The organism is Ectobacillus ponti, assembly GCF_024294785.1.
Lineage (GTDB): Bacteria > Bacillota > Bacilli > Bacillales > Bacillaceae_G > Ectobacillus > Ectobacillus ponti.
Map to the genome: position 1 here is coordinate 17,966 of NZ_JANCLT010000003.1, position 20,297 is coordinate 38,262.

The window sequence follows — 20,297 nt, forward strand, 5'->3', positions numbered from 1 at the left end:
GGACGACTTATCGTCCTTTTCGCTGTGTGAAAGAGAATGCGAGTGCTGCAATCAAAATTAAACCTTTGACAATGTCCTGTGCGAAGTAGGGTACATTCATCATGGTCAGGCCGTTCAAGATAATGCCGATCAGGATGGAGCCAAGGAAAGTGCCGACTACGTTCGGTTTGCGAGCGCCGAACATGGCGTAGCCGATATAAGCAGCTGCCACTGCATCCATCAGGAGCGGTGCACCAGCAGAAACCTGCCCTGTTCCAATCCGGCTTGTCAGCACGATGCCGCCGATTGCCGCGAACAAGCCGCTGATGACATAAGCGTATGTACGGTAGCGATTCACAGAAATGCCGGCAAGGCGGGCTGCTTCCCGGTTGCCGCCGGTCATATAGAAGAAGCGCCCGTACGTGGTTTTCTCCAAGAAGAGATACGCGATAATGACTGCCACAACCATAATGATCACCGGGAATGGAATGCCCGCGACAGAGCCTTGTCCGATGAAAAGGAAGGACGGGATGAAACGTCCTGTCGCTGTGCTTCCGTTCATTGGCATGCCTTCATAGATGGAAGATCCTTTTGTCAGCGTCATCTGCAGACCGTTGATGATGTACATCACGCTCAGCGTGCCGAGCAAATCCGGAAGCTTGATGCGGATGACGAAAAATGCATTCAACAGGCCCACAACCAAGCCGCACAGAATCGGCAGCAGCAGCGCCAGCAGCAGCTCCTGGCGATAGACAACAAGCGAGATGGCGGCTGTCACCGTGGCCAGGCTGGCGGTGGAGCCGACAGATAAGTCAAAGCCATCTACAATCAGAGTGAAGGTCACCCCGATTGCCAGCAAAGTTACGATAGAAACAGAGCGTAAGATGTCGCTGATATTTTGATAGGTTAAAAAAGCATCATTGACAATAGAGAAAAAGATGGTAACGCCAACAATAATGGCGAGTGTTCCGAAGCGGTATAACGCATCCGAAACAGTAAGAGCTTTTTTTATTTTCGCTTCAGCGGTCTGTGCCAAGCGGAATTCCTCCTTCTGCAAGCTGCAAGAGCTGTTCTTCTGATGCTTCGTCCGGGCGCAGCTCGGCGGCAAAGCCATTCTTTGTCAATACAAGGATACGGTCTGCGATGCGCAGAGCCTCATCCTGCTCACCCGTTACATATAAGACGGAGCTTCCTGCATTTGTGATTTCTTCAATAAAACGAAACACATCTTCCTTCGCTGCTACATCCACACCTTTTGTCGGCTCATCGAGGATGAAGATGTCAGGTGAAAAGCCGGCCCATTTGGCAATGGACACCTTCTGCTGATTGCCGCCGCTCAGCCGCTGCACAAGCACTTCAGCCTGGCCTGGACGGATGTCGAAGCTCTGGATGGCAGTTTGTGCATGCGCCTTTTCGCGGGAAGGGCGGAGCCAGCCGCGCTGGTGCAGATTCAAGTGAGTGCCAATGCTCTCTGATAAAAATAAGCCTTGCTTGCGCCGCTCTTCCGGCACAAATGCAATGCCAGCCTCAATTGCTTCCTGCGGTTTGCGAATGGTGAGGGTTTTTCCCTCAATGGTTGCCCGGTACGCGTTACGGGCTCCAAACAGTGTTTCCGCCAGGGAAGACTTGCCGCTTCCGACCAGGCCGTAAATGACCAAGGTTTCGCCTTTGCGGATGCCGAAAGAGAGCGGGGCTTTGCCTCGGGACACGATCAGGTCTTCTACCTGCAGCTTGTATGGCGTTTCTATATTGCGGACTGTGCGCTGCGACTTGGCTGCCGTTTTTCCGGTCATGGCTGTGACGATGTCGCGGTCCTCTGTGGCCGCAACCGGGGCTGAGAGAACAACATGGCCGTCACGCAGTACGGTGACCGCATCCGCCAGCTTGCGGATTTCCGCAAGACGGTGCGAGATGAACAGAATGCCGACCCGCTGCTGCTTCAGGATTTGGACAAGCCTGCCGAAGTGCTCGGCTTCCTTTGGTCCAAGTGCGGCTGTCGGTTCATCAAACAGGATGAAGGAAGCGTGATTGGATAAGGCCCGTGCGATTAAGATCAGCTGCTTTTCATGCAGTGAGCAATTCGCAACGGGCTGATGCACATCCAAGTCTGCGTCCACAAGGGAGAGCAGGCGGCGTGCTTCCTCCTCCAGCCGGCGTTTCGAGAAGCGGACTGCTTTTTTGGAAGCGAGTTGGTCCATCAGTACATTTTCCAAAACGGACAGAGTGGGAATCAGGGCATGGTCGACTTCCTGGGCCACAAAGGCAATGCCGGCTTCCTTTGCATCACGCGGTGAGCGGAAGGAGACGTTCTTGCCGTCAATGGAAAGAGCACCTGCGACAGGAGGGAAATCTCCTGCCGCGACCTTCATGAGGGTGCTCTTGCCGGCGCCATTCATGCCGAGCAGCGCATGCACTTCTCCTTGTTCCACCGTCAGCGACACCTTCTTCAAAACAGGTACCGCTCCGTAGCTGTGTGAAATGTCATGCAGTTGGAATGCCATTATTTCTTCTCCTTCTCCAGCTTTGTCATCCATGGGGAATAAGCGGCTTTGGAAGTGCCCCATCCATTGATGTATTGGGAAAGCTTGTCCATGGTGATGGATTCTTTCGGCAGGGTTTCTTTTTCAACCAGATATGGCTCGACAGAGAATACATCGGGTGTTGCTTCGCCTGCCGCTTTTTGATACAGAATGCGTGTTTGTACTTTTCCGACTTCAGCCGGGTCTGCTGCGGCTGTTGCCACCCAAGGAGAGTTTTCCTTCTGCATCAGCTGCAGGTCTTCGTTGCTCAGATCGATGCCGTATACTTTAATGTCTGTACGGCCAGCCTGCTCCAGTGCTTTTACTGCACCTTTGGCAAATTCATCCCATGTTGCGAAAATCGCATCGAGGTCGCCTTTGTTCGGGTATTTTTTCAGCAGTGCCTCCACTTGTGCTTGTGTGTCCAGCGCTGTGTTGGCAGAGGCAGTACCAAAACGGGCAACTTCCTTGATACCCGGGTAGCGTTTGTAGAATGCATCGATGATGACGCTGCGGCGCTCCATTGGCGCGAAGCCGCCAACCCAAACCACCGCGATATTTCCTTTGCCATTCAAGTCCTCGCCCAGTGTCTTCAGAGACTTCCAAGCCAGGCTGTAGTCATCCTGATCAATGACTGTTACGCCGGGAATGCGAAGGTCGTTATCAAAGGCAACAACCGGGATGCCGGCTTTTACTGCCTTGTCCACGCCGTTTTTCAGCGCTTCCGCCCGGCCATGGTCGATCAGAATGCCATCAACCTTCGCATTAACGGCAGCGTCAAGATTGGAAGCCATCTTCGCCAAGTCATTATCAGAGTTGTATACTTGGACAGTTCCGCCGAAGGCTTCGACTTGCTTTTTCACACCTTCAATGTATTGCGTGGAGAAGGTCCCGATGGACATTTGCATAATCAGCGCGACTTTCAGCTTTTTGACTTTTGCAGGAACCTCCGCACTGGCAGAAGCAGGTGCTTCTGTTTTTGCTTCCTTTGTCGTTTCGTTTGCTACAGATTGCTTTTGCGGTGCTGCGGTTTGTTCATTTGTGCAGGCTGCCAAAGCCAGCAGGCACAGGGCCAGCAGGGCGCTGATCCATTTTTTCATATGTAATCCCTCCCATGTTTTGTCCCTTATCAAGGCTGAGAAAAGCAAAAAGCCGCCTTTCCATATATCAAGAAAGACGGCATAGCTTTAATAAGCTCTTATCCCTCAGCATGTACATGCTGCAAGAATTAGCACCGTGCCCAAAAGGGTCGGTTGCCGGGCTTCGTAGGGCTAGTCCCTCCACCTGCTCTTGATAAGACGTTTGTATATTTAACTGTTTTGAATTATTGCATTTATTGGATTGTATGTCAATTCAAATTTTCACTTTCTTATCATAAAATTCTTGAAAATGTAAGAAATGCTTGGAGGTGGAAATGCGGACTTTCTGCGTTGGCACAAATGAAAAAGGTGCCCGGAAACGGACACCTTTTGCTCAGTGCGGTAAAAAAACAAGCTGATACAGGAAGAGCAGACCGAATACATACACCAGTGGATGTACCATCTTTGCTTGTCCTTTTACAAGCTTCATCAGCGGGTAGGAGATAAAGCCAAGGGCAATGCCTGTTGCAATGCTGGAGGTAAGCGGCATGCTCAGAATGACCAAGAATGCCGGAAATGCCTCATCGAAGTCATCCCAGTTAATATGGCGGACTGCACCCATCATGAGGGAGCCGACAATGATCAGGGACGGCGATGTAATGGCTGACACGCCGGACACCGCGCCGACGAGCGGGCTGAAGAAGGCGGAAACCCCGAACAGAATGGCTACGACAAGAGCGGTAAGACCCGTACGGCCTCCTGCCGCAACACCTGCAGAGGACTCAATGTAGGCAGTTGTCGGGCTTGTGCCGAACATGGCGCCCACAGTTGTGGCAATTGAGTCGCCAAGCAAGGCGCGGCCTGCGCGCGGCAGCTTGCCGTCCTTCATCAGCCCTGCCTGGGAGCTGACGCCGAGCAGGGTGCCGGTTGTATCAAACAGAGTAACAAGCAAGAAGGAGAAGATAACACCGTACAGACTATACTGCACCACATCCCCAATTGCATGGATTGGATTTGCAATCACGATGCCCTCCGGCAGCTGCGGCATGGAGGCAACACCCTGCTTAAACTTCAGCTGTCCTGTAAAGGAAGCAATGATACCGGTGAGAACCATGCCGATGAAAAGGGCGCCGTTCACATTCAAGGCCATGAGAACGATGGTAATGGCCAAGCCGACCAAAGCAAGCACAACGCCGGGGGAGTGCAGGTCACCCAGTCCGACCAGATTGGATGGATGCTTTGTAATAATGCCGGTGAGTCGCAGGCCGATGAATGCGATGAATAGACCGATGCCTGCAGTGATTGCATGCCGCAAATTAGCCGGAATGGCTTCCATCAGCCTTGTGCGGAAGGTGGTCAGAGACAAAATCAGGAACAGAATGCCTGTTACATATACGGCTGAGAACGCAATGGCAAAGGTAATGCCGGAGGTTGCTTTGACAACAGAGTAAGCGAAGTAGGCGTTCAAGCCCATGCCCGGTGCGATGGCAATCGGCATGTTTGCCAGAAATGCCATGCAGAGCGTGCCGACAAGAGCGGCAATGATGGTCGCGGTAAATCCTTGGGCAAAGGGAACTCCGGCATCGGATAAGATAATCGGGTTTACCACGACGATATATGCCATTGTTAGAAACGTCGTAATTCCTGCCAAAATCTCAGTTTTGACAGATGTTTTTTGCTGGGATAAGTTAAACATACAGATATTCCTTTCTGTTTCACGAATGATTCACACAACAGTTATATATATTATTCGCTTTTTAGTTGTTTGGCAAGAGTAAATTTTGCTGTGTATTTGTTTGTTAGCTTGCACCAATTTCGCACATGCTAAAGCCGACGAAGCTTAGGAGGGGAATGTAAATTGGACCAAAATCAGCAAAAACAGACAGCTTTTCCGCCACAGCACCAGGAGCGGCAGCCCGGCTTGGAAACTCAAATGAATCCCACGCCAAAGAGTGAGGACGACAATTACCGGGGCAGCGGCAAGCTGAAGGGGAAAACAGCCCTGATTACCGGCGGAGACAGCGGAATCGGCAAGGCGGTAGCCATTGCATTTGCGAAGGAAGGGGCAAATGTGGCCATTGCCTATTTAGACGAGCATGAGGATGCGCAGACAACGAAGCAGCAGGTCGAGAAGCATGGAGCAGCCTGTTTGCTATTGGCAGGAGATCTGGCACAGGAGGAACAGTGCCGGCATGTGGTGGAGGAGACGGTGAAGCAGTTCGGCGGGCTGAATATTGTCGTGAACAACATTGCCCAGCAGTATCCGCAGCAGCGCTTGGAGGATATCACAGCCGAGCAGTGGAACCGCACCTTTCAAATCAATGTGTTTTCCTACTTTGCTGTGACAAAGGCGGCTTTGCCGCACCTGCAGCAGGGAGACAGCATCATTAATACAGCATCCATTACCGCATATGAAGGCAATGAGCTGCTGCTGGATTACTCTTCTACAAAGGGCGCCATCGTGTCCTTCACCCGTTCCCTGGCCAAGTCCTTGGTGCAAAAGGGAATCCGGGTCAACGGTGTTGCGCCGGGCCCCATCTGGACACCGCTCATTCCAGCGAGCTTTGACAGCCAGAAGGTCGCTGAGTTTGGGACAAATACGCCGATGGGCAGAGCCGGGCAGCCGTATGAGCTGGCGCCGGCATATGTATACTTGGCATCCGGTGATTCTTCCTATGTCACCGGGCAAATGATCCATATCAATGGCGGCAAGCCTGTGGGCGGATAATAGCAAGCGAGAGGGCGGCCTTATGGGCCGCCTCCTTTTCTTGGCACTTATACTTTGGCAGGGATAACAAAAGCTATAAAGGCAATGCCACATGTGGAGGGTTAATATGAAACGAATCCTGACAGCCTGTATCGTATCGTTGCTGCTTCTGTTTGTTCCGCAAGCGGCTGCCGAAGAAGAGCCCGACCATCTTATCCTGATTAATCTGGCCTCCAATCAGCTGTCCTATTTTGCGGACGGACAATATATCCGAACCTTCTCTGTCTCCACCGGCAAGCCGGACACACCAACACCGGAAGGCAACTTCTGCATTGTCAATAAATACCGCAATAAAAAATATTATCGTAAAAATATCGCTGGAGGGGCGCCGAACAATCCGCTGGGAACCCGTTGGATGGGTCTCAGCAAACCGCAATACGCCATCCACGGCACCAGCAAGGAATGGTCCATCGGCCGCTATGAATCCGGCGGCTGCATCCGGATGCATGACCGTGATGTGCAGTGGCTGTATGCCCGCGCCCCGTTACGGACGACTGTCATTATTACCCGTTTTCATGAGCCTGTGGAGCATGCGGCCCACCGCCGCGGATACCGGGTGACCAGCTGGAATGGACAGCGTGTGCTGCAGAACCAAATTGGCAGGCTCACTGTATTTGATAGAGTGCCGCTGTACTGGCGGGATCCGTATGGACAGCTCGTGCAGGTGCAGACAGTTATGCCGAATGAAGGATTTGCCGTTCTGTCCCATGATGGAAAGGGCCAATATGACATTGGCGGCAATTTTTATATCTTTGATCCGAAGCAATCGAAAACGCGTTATATCCAGGTTCCGATTCATATCATGGCAAATCAGTACAAACGGCAAAGCGGTGTGAAGTAGGAGAAGTCTCTGCGAAGGCTTCTCTTTTCTCGTCCCGAAAAAAAGGATGCGGCATACACCGCACCCTCTGCATTTAATATTTTTGTCTGAACGTCTGGCAGCATGTCTCGGCACTCGCGGCAACGTCGCTGCTGATTTCGTGGCCTTGCAGCACTGCATTGTAGTAGGATTCATCATTCAAATTCGTATATGCTTTAGAATCAGGCTGGACAACAATCGCATTTGCCTGGCAGAAGTTGCCCTGCCCCCAAAAATGACAGTTGTTTACTGCACAGCGTACCTCTGGCATGAAAATCCCCCCTTGTCCTTTATTGTGGACAAGAGGGGATTTTTCATGTGTGTAACGCGTTACCGATGGAGGGAATCAATGGTTTTTCTCAAACCATGCTTTAAACTCATCCTTCGTATGTTCACCGACGATCCGGTCAACCTCCACTCCATTTTTATAGCGGACAAGGGTAGGCGTATATTCAATTTTAAAGGCATCCCAGCCGGCATCATACTTGACGAGGTCAAGCACCTTCATATCAATATTCATATCCTTGGCCATGGGTACAATCGTTGGAGATACTTTCTGGCAATGGGTGCATGTCGGCTGATAGAAATAGATCGTCATGTCCTTCTGGTTCTTCAGCTGCTTCTGCAGCTCTTCAACAGAAATTTGCTTCTCATAATAGTCGGTCTTCTTCTCAGACTTTGTTACAAAAAAGATTGCCGCCAAGAGTCCAACGAGAATGACCGTAAAAATCAGCATCTTTTTCATCGGTAGTAGCCTCCTTTGTTCGCTTCACGCATTAGAATCACACTGCAGCCGGTGATGAGGAGGAAGGCAAGCAGCGCAAGCAACGGAATGGTAATGAAATGAAACCAGTTCAGGTAGTCTCCGGTGCATGGAATGCGGCCGCAAGCCAGGCCGGATTGCGAAAGCGCCGGGATTTTTTGCATAGCATAATGGTACAAGGAGATACAGGCGCCAATGCCCGCCAGCGGCAGGCTGTACACGTAGATACGGTAATCTTTGCGGAACAGGGCCACCCCCAGCACAATCACAAGCGGATACATCAGGATGCGCTGATACCAGCAAAGGGTGCATGGCTCATACTTCATCACCTCTGATAAATACAGGCTGCCGAGCGTTGCAGTCAGGGCAGCGGCCCAGGCAGTAAAGAGCGTATATTCTTTCTTTGTCTCTTGGTTCATCCCTATGTCCTTTCCTTTACTCTGTCATGTAATTAAATTATAGTACGAGCCCTTGATTTATGTAAAATATAGAAAATGTACAAATTCCTGCAGCATGTCCTATTTGTCGCAGGAGCATCTAGGAGATTGCGGAAATTAATGGTATGATTGGGGGAGAAATTTTTTACATAGGCTGCCGGCAATACAGGTGTGCTTGTGCATAAAAGTACAAAGCGGGCGCTTGATGGCCGCAGCATAATTTTCACACAGGAGAGGATATAATGAGCTGGAAGCAAGCATATGAACGTTGGATGAATGCATCCGCGCTGGACCAGGAAATGAAGGAGGCTCTTTCGCACCTGGAAGGCAAGGAGAAGGAGCTGGAAGACTGCTTTTACCGGGATTTGGAGTTTGGTACAGGCGGGATGCGCGGGGAAATCGGGCCGGGCACCAACCGCATGAATGTGTACACCGTCCGTAAGGCTTCAGAGGGCCTCGCCCGCTTTATTGAAGCATATGGAGAAAGCGCAAAGCAGCGAGGTGTTGCCATTGCGTATGATTCCCGCCATAAATCTCCTGAGTTTGCGATGGAGGCTGCCAAAACGCTGGCTTCCCACGGTATTCAAACATATGTATTTGAAGAGCTGCGCCCTACGCCGGAGCTGTCTTTTGCCGTGCGTGAGTTGGGTGCGTTCTCCGGTATTGTGGTAACAGCGAGCCACAATCCGCCGGAGTACAACGGCTATAAGGTATACGGCGAAGACGGCGGCCAGCTTCCGCCTTATGAGGCAGATCAGGTTATCCAGAAGGTCAATGAAGTGGAGAACGAACTGGAGATTGAGGTTGAGGCAGAAGAAGTGCTGAAGCAAAAAGGTCTCATTCAGATGGTCGGCACAGAAATGGATAAGAAGTATGTGGAGAAGCTGAAGACCATCTCCGTGCGTCCAGAGCTGGCTGCTGAATTGGGGGACTCCTTGAAAATTGTCTTCTCGCCGCTGCACGGCACATCCAATAAGCCTGTGCGCCAGGCATTGGCGGCACTGGGATATACAAATGTGGCCGTTGTGAAGGAGCAGGAGCTGCCGGATCCAAACTTCTCCACTGTGAACTCGCCAAATCCGGAGGAGCATGAAGCGTTCACGCTGGCTATTCAGTACGGAACAGAAATCGATGCGGATGTGCTGGTGGCGACAGACCCGGATGCGGACCGTCTCGGTGTGGCAGTCAAGAATACAGAGGGCGAGTATGTTGTGTTGACAGGTAACCAGACAGGCGCACTGATGCTGGAATATCTGTTGTCCCAGAAGAAGGAGCAGGGCATTCTGCCGGCAAACGGCATCGTGCTGAAGACAATTGTAACATCTGAAATCGGCCGTGCGATTGCGGAACATTACGGGCTGCAAACTGTTGATACGCTGACAGGCTTTAAATTTATCGGCGAAAAAATCAAACAGTATGAGACAACGGGCGAGTATGTGTTCCAGTTTGGCTATGAGGAAAGCTATGGCTATCTCATCGGTGACTTCGTGCGCGACAAGGATGCTGTGCAGGCAACCATTTTTGCAATTGAAGTGGCGGCTTATTATAAGAAGCGCGGCATGACCATGTATGAAGGGCTGCTCGAGGTCTTTGCCAAATACGGCTTCTACCGGGAAGGCTTGAAGTCACTTACACTGAAAGGAAAAGATGGCGCTGAGCAAATTGCCGCACTGCTGGCATCCTTCCGTGAAGATATGCCGACGGAATTCGCCGGCTATCAGGTGAAAGCAGTGGAGGACTATAAAACAAGTGTCCGCACGGAAGCGGAAAGCGGAAGCAAAGCGGCAATCGAGCTGCCAAAATCCAATGTGCTGAAATATTTCCTTGAGGACGGATCTTGGGTGTGCCTGCGTCCATCCGGAACAGAGCCAAAGGTGAAGTTTTATTTTGGCGTACAGGGAGGCAGCCTGGCAGACAGCGAACAGAAGCTGGCGGCTGTATCTGAAGCGTTCATGGAGAAGGTCAACGAATGTCTGGCAAAGTAATGCAAGGATGTAACGCGTTTCATAATGAAAGCCAGGGCTGCGAGCCCTGGCTTTTCTTGATGTTCCACAGGAATCAAATCTTTATGTGTAGACTTCTTCCATCTGTTGTACATATGCCTTTTGCGAGGCATGGTCGATATATTGAAACAGCAGCTGCAGCTGCTTATCCACTTCTGACAAATCCTTGGAATACTTGTACGCATGGAGGAAATGCTCAATGCGTTTGGAAAATACCTCATCCTCTGTTTGCACCATCAGGACAAGCAGCTGGTCCCAGCTGCAGCAATAGGTGTAGTACAAGGCTTTATCATAATCCGTATAGTGATTCATGTCAGCCCTCCTTGCTGAGGAGTAGTTATAGTGTGCGCGTGATGGCGGACAAATAAAGCAGGAAGAAAATTGTTAACAAATTGTTACACCAAATCGGGCACAAAGTATGGTTAGATAGAGGAAGGCAATGGAAAGCTTTTGTGGATTGAGGTGTTTGATATTGCGTTCCCGCTTGGAGCATTATATAGATGAACGGGCTGTGCGCGTCTGGCGCCTGACAGCCTTGGTTGGAAACGGATTTGCTGTACTGCTGTATGCGGCTGTGGCCTGGGGCATTTCTTCCTTGCGTTCCCTGATGTGGCTGCATGCGGTTTGCTTGGGCAGCCTGATGCTGCTTGCATTCTTTACTGTCATTGTTCTGCCCAAGCTGCGTTGGCAGCGTTGGCGTTATGTAATTTATGAAGAAGAAATTGACCTGCAGCATGGTGTGGTCATTACAACGAAAACACTGATTCCCATGGTCCGGGTCCAGCATGTGGATGTGCGGCAGGGGCCGTTTTTGCGCCGCTACGGGCTGGCGTCGGTAGAAATTACAACAGCGGCAACCAAGCATGAAATTCCGGCAGTTGCTTACGAGGAAGCGGAGCAGCTCCGGATGCAGCTGTCCAAGCTGGCAAGGGCGGCGACGGAAGATGTTTGAGAAGCGGCGGTTGCACCCGGCGGCAGTGCTGCTGAATATGGGTGCATATATTTGGAATTTAGGCCCCCTAAGTATGTTTGCCGTATTTCGTTTCCGCAACAGCCTGCCGTTTTCCCCATTTTGGAATTCACTTCTGCTCGCACTGCTGTTTCTGGTGCTTTTGTTCACCTTTGCCTTTATTAGATGGCGCAGATTCACCTATATGGTAGAGCCGGATCAAATTTGTATTGAGAGCGGCATTTGGCTGCGCAATAAGCGGTATATCCCGAAGGAACGGATGCAGTCGATCCATGAGCTGCAGGATATTGTCCACCGCCTGTTCGGCCTGGTGAAGCTGCAAATTGAGACGGCCAGCGGCGGCAATGACCATGAGGGTGTGCTGACGGCCATTACAAGGGAAGAGGCTGTATGGATTCAGCGGGTTTTTTCACATGGACAAGCTGCGTCAGAGGAAGAGCAGCTCTCGTCCTATGAGCTGTCAAAGAGGCGGCTTCTGCTGTATGCAGCCACTTCGGGGAGTGTCGGGCTTGTGCTGTCGGCGGCAGTCGGCTTGTATTCAGAGCTGGATGATTACTTTGATATTCCGGATGCCCTCGCCTTTTTTTACGAAAAAACAGCCGGATTTTATGCCATTGGCATCCTTGTTCTCGGTCTGTTGGCTTGGGCTGTGGGCATGCTGCTCGTATATCAAAAGTATTACGGTTTTCGTCTTGTCCGCCAGCGGGATGAGCTTGTCATGACCCGCGGTTTGTTTGAGAAGAAAAAGGTGGTTATTCCGCTCAAGCGGATTCAGGCTGTGAAGATTGAAGAAAATATGGTGAGACAGTGGCTTGGCTTTGCCACCGTACATCTGTTGAGCGCCGGCAGCCAAGAGGATGAGCATGAGAAATTCAGTTATATCTGCCTGCCTCTTGTGCCAAAACGGGAACTGCCCGGGCTGTTGCGTGTGTTCCTGCCCGGTTATGTGCCGCAGACTTCGTTCGTGCGCCTGCCGCGGCGGGCACAAAGACGCTACATGATACGGGCGGCTTTGCCGCTTGCTGTGGCTGGCTTTACGGCATTCTATTTCTTCCCTGTCATGAAGTATGTGCTGCCGCCGGTGCTGGCAGGCGCCATGTTATTCGGGTTCTGGCAGTATTGGGATGCCGGCTGGAGCCTGGAGGGCCAGCAGGTGATCCTCTCCAGACGGCGTCTGAACCGGGTAACTGTACTGGTGCAGCGCAAGCATATTCAGTCGCTGGCAGTCAGCCGGACAGTATGGCAGGACTATGCCTCACTCTGCACGGTCCGGCTTCACGTAAAGTCCGGGGCGCTGTCGGCAAGCTTTGCGGTAAAGGACAGCGACGAGTCGCTGGGAGTGCTGCTGCGCGCCTGGTATTCTTCACAGAAGGTGCGGAATGTCTCATGAATTCCACAAAATAAAGCAGCCTGATGAGCTCAGGCTGCTTTATAATTTGACCTCCTGCACCATTTGCAGCACCTCTTTACTCAATTGGTAATCTTCGTCCGCATTCTGGTGCTTCCGGTTGGATAATAGGATTACATACGTTTGGTTATCCGGTGTAAAGCTATTAAAGGCCACCCACCCTGGCAGCACACCTTGATTATGGTAGAGCGGTGTTGTATAGAAGCCAAAGCCGAAGCTGCTGTTGATGCGCTCCGGCGGCGTGAACATCTGCTTCCGGCTGGCCTCCGACAGCAGCTTTCCGGAAAGAATGGCGCTGTCGAGCCGCTGCAGATCGTGTGTGGTTGTATACAAGTCACCAGTGCCGTACAAGGCCCGGAAGGAAAGCGCATCGCCCGGCACTGTCTGGCCATCCTTTAACATGTAGCCCTTTGTCACACGCGTGTCCGATTTCCCGGGTTTTCCAAAACCGGAGGCTCCCATCCCTGCAGGCTGCAGGACGCACTGCTGTGCATACTCCGCAATTGGGCGTTGGCACACCTTCTCCACAATTGCAGTCAGCACCATATAATTCCGGTCGGTGTACCGCCAGGCAGTGCCGGGAGCATCTGTCAGCGGGATCTTTCCGATGGAAGCGGCCAAGCGCTCGGCGGATGCATAATCGAGCTTGCCGCCATGGTCCGCCAGACCGGACGTATGCGTCAGCAGCCCCCGGAGCGTCACATTGGCACTTTCCGGAAATGCCGGCACATATTTGTGCACATTGTCATCCACACTCAGCTTTCCCTGCTCCTGCAGTTGCAAAATTGCCACAGCTACTATTACCTTCGTTATGGAACCTACATAATACTGTGCTTCAGGGCTGTTGGTTTGTTGTGCTGCGAAATCTGAATATCCATACCCCTTGTCGATCAGTGTATTGCCCCGGTGCATAATCAGGGCAGTGCCATTGAAATCCTTCTTTTTCAATTGCTCATCAATGCGGGCTGCCAGCTCCTCATCTAAACGAGTCCGGACTTCCTCCGGGTGCTGCGGTGCTGCAGTCTGTACTGTAGTATGGACTTCTGTCTGAATGGCTGTCTGCTGCACAGGAGGCGGACTGCCGGCGGCGGGCTTCAGTGCCAGCCCTCCCGCAGCCAGCAGTCCGGCTCCAAGCAATCCTGCTGTCAAAAATCTTTCCTTCTTCATCATGGCATCCCCTAATCTACATCTATCTATACCCCTCGTATTATACAATGAGCCCGCTGAGCAGGTCTTTCTCTTTAGTATGATTTATGAAAAAATGTAAGTAAAAGGTATCATATTTTGACTTGCTGCTGATAGCTATAAAGTGCATTTCCTGGATGCTTTTTATTTCAGACTATACGAGGCGGGAGAGAAGTGAGACCCTAAGAAAGATCCAGGACAAGGCAATCCTTCATGAAATGTCCCCTTTCCTCATACATTGTGATAAGAGAGGAAAAAAAGGGGGCGCGCCTAGTGCGGGAAGCTGATTATAAAGCTCTTGAATATGCGATTGATGAAATTACGGAAATTGCGGAAGGCTTTGGTCTCGACTTTTATCCAATGCGTTACGAAATTTGCCCGGCGGAAATTATCTATACCTTTGGCGCTTATGGCATGCCGACACGCTTCTCCCATTGGAGCTTCGGCAAGCAGTTTTTCCGGATGAAGCTGCAGTATGATCTGGGGCTCAGCAAGATTTATGAGCTTGTCATCAACTCCGATCCATGCTACGCCTTCTTGCTGGATTCCAACACGCTGATCCAAAACAAGCTGATTGTGGCCCACGTGCTGGCACACTGTGATTTCTTCAAGAATAATGTCCGCTTCAGCAACACAAAACGCGACATGGTGGAGAGCATGGCGGCGACGGCGGACCGGATCAAGTATTATGAGCATGAGTACGGCAAAGAAGCCGTGGAGAAGTTTCTTGATGCGGTGCTGGCGATTCAGGAGCATATTGACCCGTCTCTGATGCGGCCGAAGCTTGCCTGGAGCATGGATGACTTGGAGGAAGAGGGAGAAGCAAAGCCTGCGGCCACACCGTATGACGATCTGTGGGGGCTGGATCAGCGGAACCAAAGGCAGGAGCAGAAGGGTGTCCGAAGAAAGAAAAAGTTCCCGCCGCAGCCGGAAAAGGATATTCTGTTATTTATTGAAGAGTACAGCCGCGAGCTGGAGGACTGGCAGCGCGACATTCTGACGATGATGCGCGAGGAGATGCTGTACTTCTGGCCACAGCTGGAGACGAAGATCATGAACGAAGGCTGGGCGAGTTATTGGCATCAGCGCATCCTGCGTGAGATGGACCTGACGAGCGATGAAGCGGTCGAGTTCGCCAAGCTGAATGCGGGTGTCGTGCAGCCGTCAAAAACAAGCATCAACCCCTATTACCTCGGCTTGAAGATTTTCGAGGACATCGAGCAGCGCTATGACAACCCGACGGAGGAAATGAAGCGCCTTGGCATCCAGCCAGGCTCCGGCCGGGCCCGCATGTTTGAGGTGCGCGAGGTGGAGTCGGATATCTCCTTCCTGCGCAACTACTTGAATAAGGAGCTTGTCATGCGCGAGGATATGTATCTGTTCCAGAAGCAGGGCAAGGAGTACAAGGTGGTCGACAAGGAGTGGGAGCATGTCCGTGACCAGCTCGTCAACATGCGGGTCAACGGCGGCTTTCCATATCTCACTATCAATGACGGGGACTACCTGAAGAACGGCGAGCTGTATTTGAAGCACGGCTATGAGGGGATTGAACTCGATGTGAAGTATCTGGAGAAGGTGCTGCCATACATCCACCAGCTTTGGGGCCGTTCGGTTCACATGGAGACAGTGATTGAGAACAAGGGCGTGCTGTTTACGTTTGATGGAAAGGTGATGCATCGGAAATATCTATAGGAAAAAAGGCTGTCGGACAGCTTCGTCCGACAGCCTTTGCTGTTAAGAAATTGTCTGGGAAGCGGAAGCATCAGCAGTTACTTTCGCCGCGCTTGGCACGCGGGTAAGCACGAATCCGCCAATCAGGAACAGGAGAATGAGGCTGAATACGCCGCTGTTTGTGCTGCCGGTCAGCTGGGTGGCAATACCGACCAGGAATGGTCCCATAATGGTGGCAAACTTGCCAAAGATGTTGTAGAAGCCGAAAAACTCATTGGCCGACTCCTTCGGGACGAGCTGGGCGAAGTAGGAGCGGCTGATGGCTTGAATGCCGCCCTGTGACGTGGCGACCAGCATGGCCAGAATCCAGAAATCGAGCGTGGAGTTTAAGAAATATGCATAAATACAGATGATGATGTAAACAGTGACGCCGGCATACAGCATCGGCTTTTCACCGAATTTTTGCGCCAGCCGGCCATACAGCATGGCAAACGGGGCGGCCACCACCTGTGTGGCAAAGAGAATGATCAGCAGGCTGGTGGAGCTGACGCCGAGGTCTGCCCCATATGCGCTCGCCATTCTAATAATGGTGTCCACGCCGTCAATGTAGAAGAAGTAGGCAAGCAGGAAAAGGAAAATGGCCCGGTTGGCTTTGATATTCTTGAAGGTTTGCCCGAGCGTTTTGAAGCTTTGCCGCACCGGATGGGGCTCAGGCTCTTTGTAGTAGATTTGCTCGACGTGCCGCAGCATCGGGATGGTGAACAGCCCCCACCAAAGGGCAGTGATGCCGAACGACATCTGGCTGGCAGCTCCGACTGAGAACGGGAGGATTTCCTGCTGGGCCAAGAGGATGAGCGCGATGCTCAGGATGAAGGGAATGGTGCTGCCGATATAGCCCATGGCATAGCCGCGCGCGGAAACGGCGTTCATCCGCTCTTCCGTGGTGACATCGACAAGGAAGGCATCGTAAAAAATATTCGTGCCGGTAAAGCCGATGACTGTCAGCATGTACAGGACAAGCAGCAGGAGCCATTGCTGCTGCGGCACGACGGCGAGCAGTCCGGTGAAGACGACTCCGAGGCCAAGAAAGAAGGTGAAGAAGCGCTTTTTAAAGCCGCGGTAGTCAGCTATCGTGCCAAGAATCGGGGCAAGCAGGGATACGAGCAGGGTGGCAATGGAGTTGGCATAGCCCCAGTAGGCGGTGGATGAGGCGGGTGAAATGCCGGCCGTGTCGGTCGCGGCTTTAAAGTACAGCGGAAAAACAGCGGTTGTAATGATAACAGAGTAGGCGGAGTTGGCCCAGTCGTACAGGACCCAGCTGCGCTCTTGTTTGGTTGCATCTCGTTTCATGGTCATCAACCTCCCTCATATGTTATTGCTGCAGCAATTCTTCGACGGCCCGGCCATCTGTATCCCCAAGGTCCAGCCCGAGAAGCCGGGCGAATGTCGGCCCTTCATCAATGAGCCGTATAAAAGGAATAGTGCCGGGCTGAATGCCCCGGCCGGCGGCCATGACAATCGTGGAGTAATCCGGCTTTTCGGGTGAATAGCCATGCGTGGCCCGGGTGTATTTTTTTCGGTCCATGTCCCCTGCCGTATTCTCCCGCAGATACGCTCCTTCATAATCCTCCAGGAAATAGTAGCCTTGCTTTGCCTCCAGCAGAAAAGCGCACGTCCCGTCAGCCCCCCTTTTTTCTGCTTCGGCTCCTGTTAACATTTGCTCAATGCCGCTTTCAGGATCCTGCAGCAGGGACTCCAGCAGCTTTTGCAGTGTCTGCAGTGTTGCGGTATCCTTCTTCTTTACATGAATGTAAGCTGAGCCGTCACAGCTCTGACAGTAGGCATCCCAGTGCCGCAGCTTTCCCTTCGTATTAACGGATAGGAGGCCATGCTTCCGCAGCAGCACATTCACTTTGATGGCGATGGCTTCATCGAGCGCGCTGTGGTCGCCGAGAGCGACAAGAGTAGAGTGGTCATAGAGGCCGCTTTGCTGTAACGCGTTGGTGATGGCCCCGAGCCGTTCATCGTGCCGCCGCAGCGCCGCCATTGCCTCCTCCGAGGAAAAACCATGAAGATGGCGCTGTGTATCCAGATCGGTAAAATGGACAAGCAGCAGGTTCGGCTTTTTTGTTTGGATGGTATGGACGGTGGAGGCGAGCACGAAATCATCGAGCTCCGGCTGGCTGAGCCCGTTGCGCAGATGGCCGAACAAGCGGTTCAGCTCCCATTGATACAGCGGTGAACCGTTCAAGAGAGAGACGAGAATTTGATTGTGCCAGGGACGGTTGGCGAAAATCTCCGGCATGTTGTAGTCAATGTCAGCCTTTGCGGTTACGGGCCAAAGCAGGGCAGCTGTGGTGAGCCCGGCTTTTCTCGCTTCATCATACAGGGTGGTGCCCTGTACATCTCTCCGGTGCCAATGCCAATCCGGAGAAGATCGGCCCGGCTGCAGCAGGGTGTTGCTTGTGATGCCGTGCCGGTTCGGCAGCCTGCCCGTCACAATGGTGGCATGGCAAGGATAGGTGATAGAAGGATAGATGGTTTGTACCTGCTGTGCAAGGGCGCCGCGCTGCAGCAATGCCTGGAAATGGGGCAACTGCTTGATAACGGGCAAATCTAAGGCAGAGAGGCAGTCAAACGAGATGACAATGAGATGGTCCGTGAGTCGCTTCATAGTGCACCTCCGGGAATTGCTGTATCTCTATTGTAAGGGAAAACAGGGGGGATAGGGCTGTCTTTACAGAATTGTCGGATAAAATTAACAGAGAGAGCCTTATCTTATTTTATTCTCTTCCGGCTACAACTCATGCCTTGCAGCATAAAAAGCCTGCTGTCCATGGGACAGCAGGCCTGTTATGCCGCGGTGCGTACAGAAGCCGATTGTGTCGGCTTAATGGCGAAGGATAGAAGAAGGCCGATGGCGAGAATGCCGCCGAAGCTTTCAAACGCAAAGAGATACTGCCCTGCTTGCAAGAGGCGCAGCGCCAGCAAGGGGCCGGTGCTGGCACCGAGGAACAGGATGAATGCGTTGAAGGAAATGGCGCTTCCTCTGGCGTTTCCGGCCAACTGGCTGATAAGAGAAATATTCATCGGCGTGACGATGGCAATGCCGGCCACGAACAAGACACTCATCAGTACGATCAGCGGCAGGACAGGGCTGATGCCAAGTGCCAGCAAGCCAAAAGCGGCCAGCGCCAATCCGCTCCGCAGCACTGTGATCATGCCGAGCTTTTGTGCAATCCGGCCGGCAAATGGGGAGATGAGCATACCTGCAATACCGGCGGCCCGCACGTACAGAATGTCCTGGTTTGTCAGATGAAATGCGGACGCCAGGTAGCTTCCGAGAATCGTATACATGCCGACCAGCGACAATAACAGCATGAAGGTAACGGAAAACGCAAGCAGCAGCTGTGTCTGCTTAAGCAGAGCGGACATTTGCCCGAATTTCATGAGTATGTTCTCCTGCGGCCTTGCGATATCATCCTTCGGCAAATATACAAGAACGAGCAGAGCTGTCAGGGCATAGAGCACTCCTAGAATAACGAAAATGGTGTGCCAGCCCCAATACTCATTCACAAGGCTGCTGAACACCTGTCCGGCGATGCCGGCCATAAGCAGCCCGGAGCTGATAAAGCCGACAGCCGTCATCCGTTTGGCGGGCGGGAACATTTCGCCGGCATAGACGAGGGCGATGGGCGCAAAGGCAGCCGCCACCAGCCCCTGCACGCCTCTGAGCAGCAGCAGGCCGTAGAAATGGTCCGTGAAGCCGCAAGCAAGGGTTACGGCGGCAAGCAAACCCATGCTGGCCGTCAAAAAGATTTTGCGTCCGTACCGGTCTGAGAAGGGACCGTACAGGAGACAGCCCAGTGCATAGCAAAGGGAAAAGCAGCTGCCCATCCAAGCTGCCCGTGCCAGGCTGACATGGAAGGAGCGGGTGAAAACAGGGGTCAATGGGATAGTAATGTACATGCTCATGAGCACGACAAGACCGCACCAGAACAGGATGGCGGTCATGAGAGAATAGTTCTTGCTGTATGTGGCTGACTTCGTCACAGATACAATGCCTCCTTGAAAATCGTTACATATAAATTCAATTCCACCATCCTACGTGCATGGAGGTGTTTTTGCAAGCAAAACGCTTGTGGAGCATGCGGGCTCTTTCTGCCTGCATACATGATATTCCTAAATATGGAATGGTAGTATAATGAGAAGGAAGCATGTAGGAAACGGGGGAACGATTCTCATTGCTGTTCAGCTGTTCGTGAGCGAGAAAGGCGCGTCCCAAGCAGCTGAAACAGGTCTGCAAACCATGCTGGAGGTGCTCATTCAGGCGCAGCAGGCTGCCATGATGGCGGCATTGCCGGAGCGGCAGCATCCTCTGCAGGCGGCTCATGATTATGTAAATATTGGAACACCTATAAATATGCTGAAAAATTCGATTCGATCTTATATAATGTAGATATTCCGATAAATGCAAACCCAGGGAAACCTGGCGACGCAAAGCTACAGGGGCTAAGGTCTTGCCCGGACTATGCCAGCCAGTTGCCGAAGATAACTGTGACACCACGTTATCATTCCATTGAGTGTTATTCTTTCTTATTGAATAGCACTATTTTTTTGGCAATAAAAACCTTTTATTTTTATATAAAGATAAATG

18 protein-coding genes, 1 pseudogene and 2 riboswitches are annotated in these 20,297 nt (G+C 52.1%); of the genes and pseudogenes, 7 read left to right on the plus strand and 12 right to left on the minus strand.

Features of this window, described 5'->3' with window-relative positions:
- Positions 1 to 7 precede the first annotated feature (7 nt).
- The 4 genes from NK662_RS06260 to NK662_RS06275 form a co-directional block, all read right to left on the minus strand.
- A complete protein-coding gene (locus NK662_RS06260; protein WP_254758060.1) occupies positions 8 to 1,015 on the minus strand; it encodes an ABC transporter permease in 1,008 nt (335 codons plus the stop codon).
- The gene (locus NK662_RS06265) at positions 999 to 2,483 is read right to left on the minus strand and encodes a sugar ABC transporter ATP-binding protein (protein ID WP_368736060.1); all 1,485 of its coding nucleotides are present in this window, start codon (positions 2,481 to 2,483) and stop codon (positions 999 to 1,001) included. The genes NK662_RS06260 and NK662_RS06265 overlap by 17 nt, the downstream gene beginning before the upstream one ends.
- Positions 2,480 to 3,598: a sugar ABC transporter substrate-binding protein gene (locus NK662_RS06270; protein WP_254758062.1), complete on the minus strand. Its 1,119-nt coding sequence runs from the start codon at positions 3,596 to 3,598 to the stop codon at positions 2,480 to 2,482. Before NK662_RS06270 ends, NK662_RS06265 begins: the two co-directional genes overlap by 4 nt.
- A gap of 95 nt (positions 3,599 to 3,693) precedes the next feature.
- Positions 3,694 to 3,798, minus strand: a riboswitch (SAM riboswitch).
- Between the two features lie 173 nt (positions 3,799 to 3,971).
- A complete protein-coding gene (locus NK662_RS06275) occupies positions 3,972 to 5,273 on the minus strand; it encodes an NCS2 family permease (RefSeq protein ID WP_254758063.1) in 1,302 nt (433 codons plus the stop codon).
- 162 nt (positions 5,274 to 5,435) lie between these two features.
- On the opposite strand from NK662_RS06275, the gene NK662_RS06280 reads away from it, so the two are divergent.
- Positions 5,436 to 6,305, plus strand: a complete 870-nt coding sequence (locus tag NK662_RS06280; protein WP_254758064.1) for an SDR family oxidoreductase — start codon at positions 5,436 to 5,438, stop codon at positions 6,303 to 6,305.
- Positions 6,306 to 6,411: 106 nt separating this feature from the next.
- Positions 6,412 to 7,185, plus strand: a complete 774-nt coding sequence (locus tag NK662_RS06285; RefSeq protein WP_254758065.1) for a L,D-transpeptidase — start codon at positions 6,412 to 6,414, stop codon at positions 7,183 to 7,185.
- A gap of 73 nt (positions 7,186 to 7,258) precedes the next feature.
- On the opposite strand, the gene NK662_RS06290 is transcribed toward NK662_RS06285, so the two are convergent.
- The 3 genes from NK662_RS06290 to NK662_RS06300 all read right to left on the minus strand — a co-directional run bounded on the left by NK662_RS06290 (position 7,259) and on the right by NK662_RS06300 (position 8,385).
- Positions 7,259 to 7,474, minus strand: a complete 216-nt coding sequence (locus NK662_RS06290; RefSeq protein WP_254758066.1) for a DUF1540 domain-containing protein — start codon at positions 7,472 to 7,474, stop codon at positions 7,259 to 7,261.
- A gap of 75 nt (positions 7,475 to 7,549) precedes the next feature.
- The gene (locus NK662_RS06295; RefSeq protein ID WP_254758067.1) at positions 7,550 to 7,948 is read right to left on the minus strand and encodes a thioredoxin family protein; all 399 of its coding nucleotides are present in this window, start codon (positions 7,946 to 7,948) and stop codon (positions 7,550 to 7,552) included.
- Complete coding sequence (locus NK662_RS06300) at positions 7,945 to 8,385, minus strand: disulfide oxidoreductase (RefSeq protein ID WP_254758068.1); 441 nt, start codon at positions 8,383 to 8,385, stop codon at positions 7,945 to 7,947. Before NK662_RS06300 ends, NK662_RS06295 begins: the two co-directional genes overlap by 4 nt.
- Before the next feature lie 260 nt (positions 8,386 to 8,645).
- Here NK662_RS06300 and NK662_RS06305 point away from each other — a divergent pair, with 260 nt between their 5' ends.
- Complete coding sequence (locus tag NK662_RS06305; RefSeq protein ID WP_254758069.1) at positions 8,646 to 10,388, plus strand: phospho-sugar mutase; 1,743 nt, start codon at positions 8,646 to 8,648, stop codon at positions 10,386 to 10,388.
- Between the two features lie 81 nt (positions 10,389 to 10,469).
- Here NK662_RS06305 and NK662_RS06310 read toward each other — a convergent pair whose 3' ends face one another.
- Positions 10,470 to 10,718, minus strand: a complete 249-nt coding sequence (locus NK662_RS06310; protein ID WP_254758070.1) for a YhdB family protein — start codon at positions 10,716 to 10,718, stop codon at positions 10,470 to 10,472.
- A 160-nt stretch (positions 10,719 to 10,878) separates the two neighbouring features.
- Between NK662_RS06310 and NK662_RS06315 the strand changes: the two genes are divergently transcribed.
- Together NK662_RS06315 and NK662_RS06320 are read left to right on the plus strand one after the other, a co-directional pair.
- The gene (locus NK662_RS06315) at positions 10,879 to 11,358 is read left to right on the plus strand and encodes a PH domain-containing protein (protein ID WP_254758071.1); all 480 of its coding nucleotides are present in this window, start codon (positions 10,879 to 10,881) and stop codon (positions 11,356 to 11,358) included.
- On the plus strand, positions 11,351 to 12,766 hold the full coding sequence (locus NK662_RS06320) for a PH domain-containing protein (RefSeq protein WP_254758072.1): 1,416 nt from the start codon (positions 11,351 to 11,353) through the stop codon (positions 12,764 to 12,766). Before NK662_RS06315 ends, NK662_RS06320 begins: the two co-directional genes overlap by 8 nt.
- Positions 12,767 to 12,805: 39 nt before the next feature.
- On the opposite strand, the gene NK662_RS06325 is transcribed toward NK662_RS06320, so the two are convergent.
- A complete protein-coding gene (locus NK662_RS06325; RefSeq protein ID WP_254758073.1) occupies positions 12,806 to 13,951 on the minus strand; it encodes a serine hydrolase domain-containing protein in 1,146 nt (381 codons plus the stop codon).
- Positions 13,952 to 14,242: 291 nt separating this feature from the next.
- Between NK662_RS06325 and NK662_RS06330 the strand changes: the two genes are divergently transcribed.
- Positions 14,243 to 15,661: a SpoVR family protein gene (locus NK662_RS06330; RefSeq protein WP_254758074.1), complete on the plus strand. Its 1,419-nt coding sequence runs from the start codon at positions 14,243 to 14,245 to the stop codon at positions 15,659 to 15,661.
- Between the two features lie 42 nt (positions 15,662 to 15,703).
- Here the strand turns inward: NK662_RS06330 and NK662_RS06335 are convergent, their stop codons facing one another.
- The 3 genes from NK662_RS06335 to NK662_RS06345 form a co-directional block, all read right to left on the minus strand.
- On the minus strand, positions 15,704 to 16,990 hold the full coding sequence (locus tag NK662_RS06335) for an MFS transporter (RefSeq protein WP_254758075.1): 1,287 nt from the start codon (positions 16,988 to 16,990) through the stop codon (positions 15,704 to 15,706).
- 22 nt (positions 16,991 to 17,012) lie between these two features.
- Entirely contained in the window at positions 17,013 to 18,314 is a 1,302-nt protein-coding gene (locus tag NK662_RS06340; protein ID WP_254758076.1) for an alkaline phosphatase family protein, read from the minus strand.
- A gap of 179 nt (positions 18,315 to 18,493) precedes the next feature.
- Entirely contained in the window at positions 18,494 to 19,693 is a 1,200-nt protein-coding gene (locus NK662_RS06345) for an MFS transporter (RefSeq protein WP_254758077.1), read from the minus strand.
- Positions 19,694 to 19,874: 181 nt separating this feature from the next.
- Between NK662_RS06345 and NK662_RS06350 the strand changes: the two are divergent.
- Positions 19,875 to 20,099: pseudogene (locus NK662_RS06350) on the plus strand (hypothetical protein); the annotation flags it as partial.
- 3 nt (positions 20,100 to 20,102) lie between these two features.
- Positions 20,103 to 20,190: riboswitch (cyclic di-GMP riboswitch) on the plus strand.
- Positions 20,191 to 20,297 lie beyond the last annotated feature (107 nt).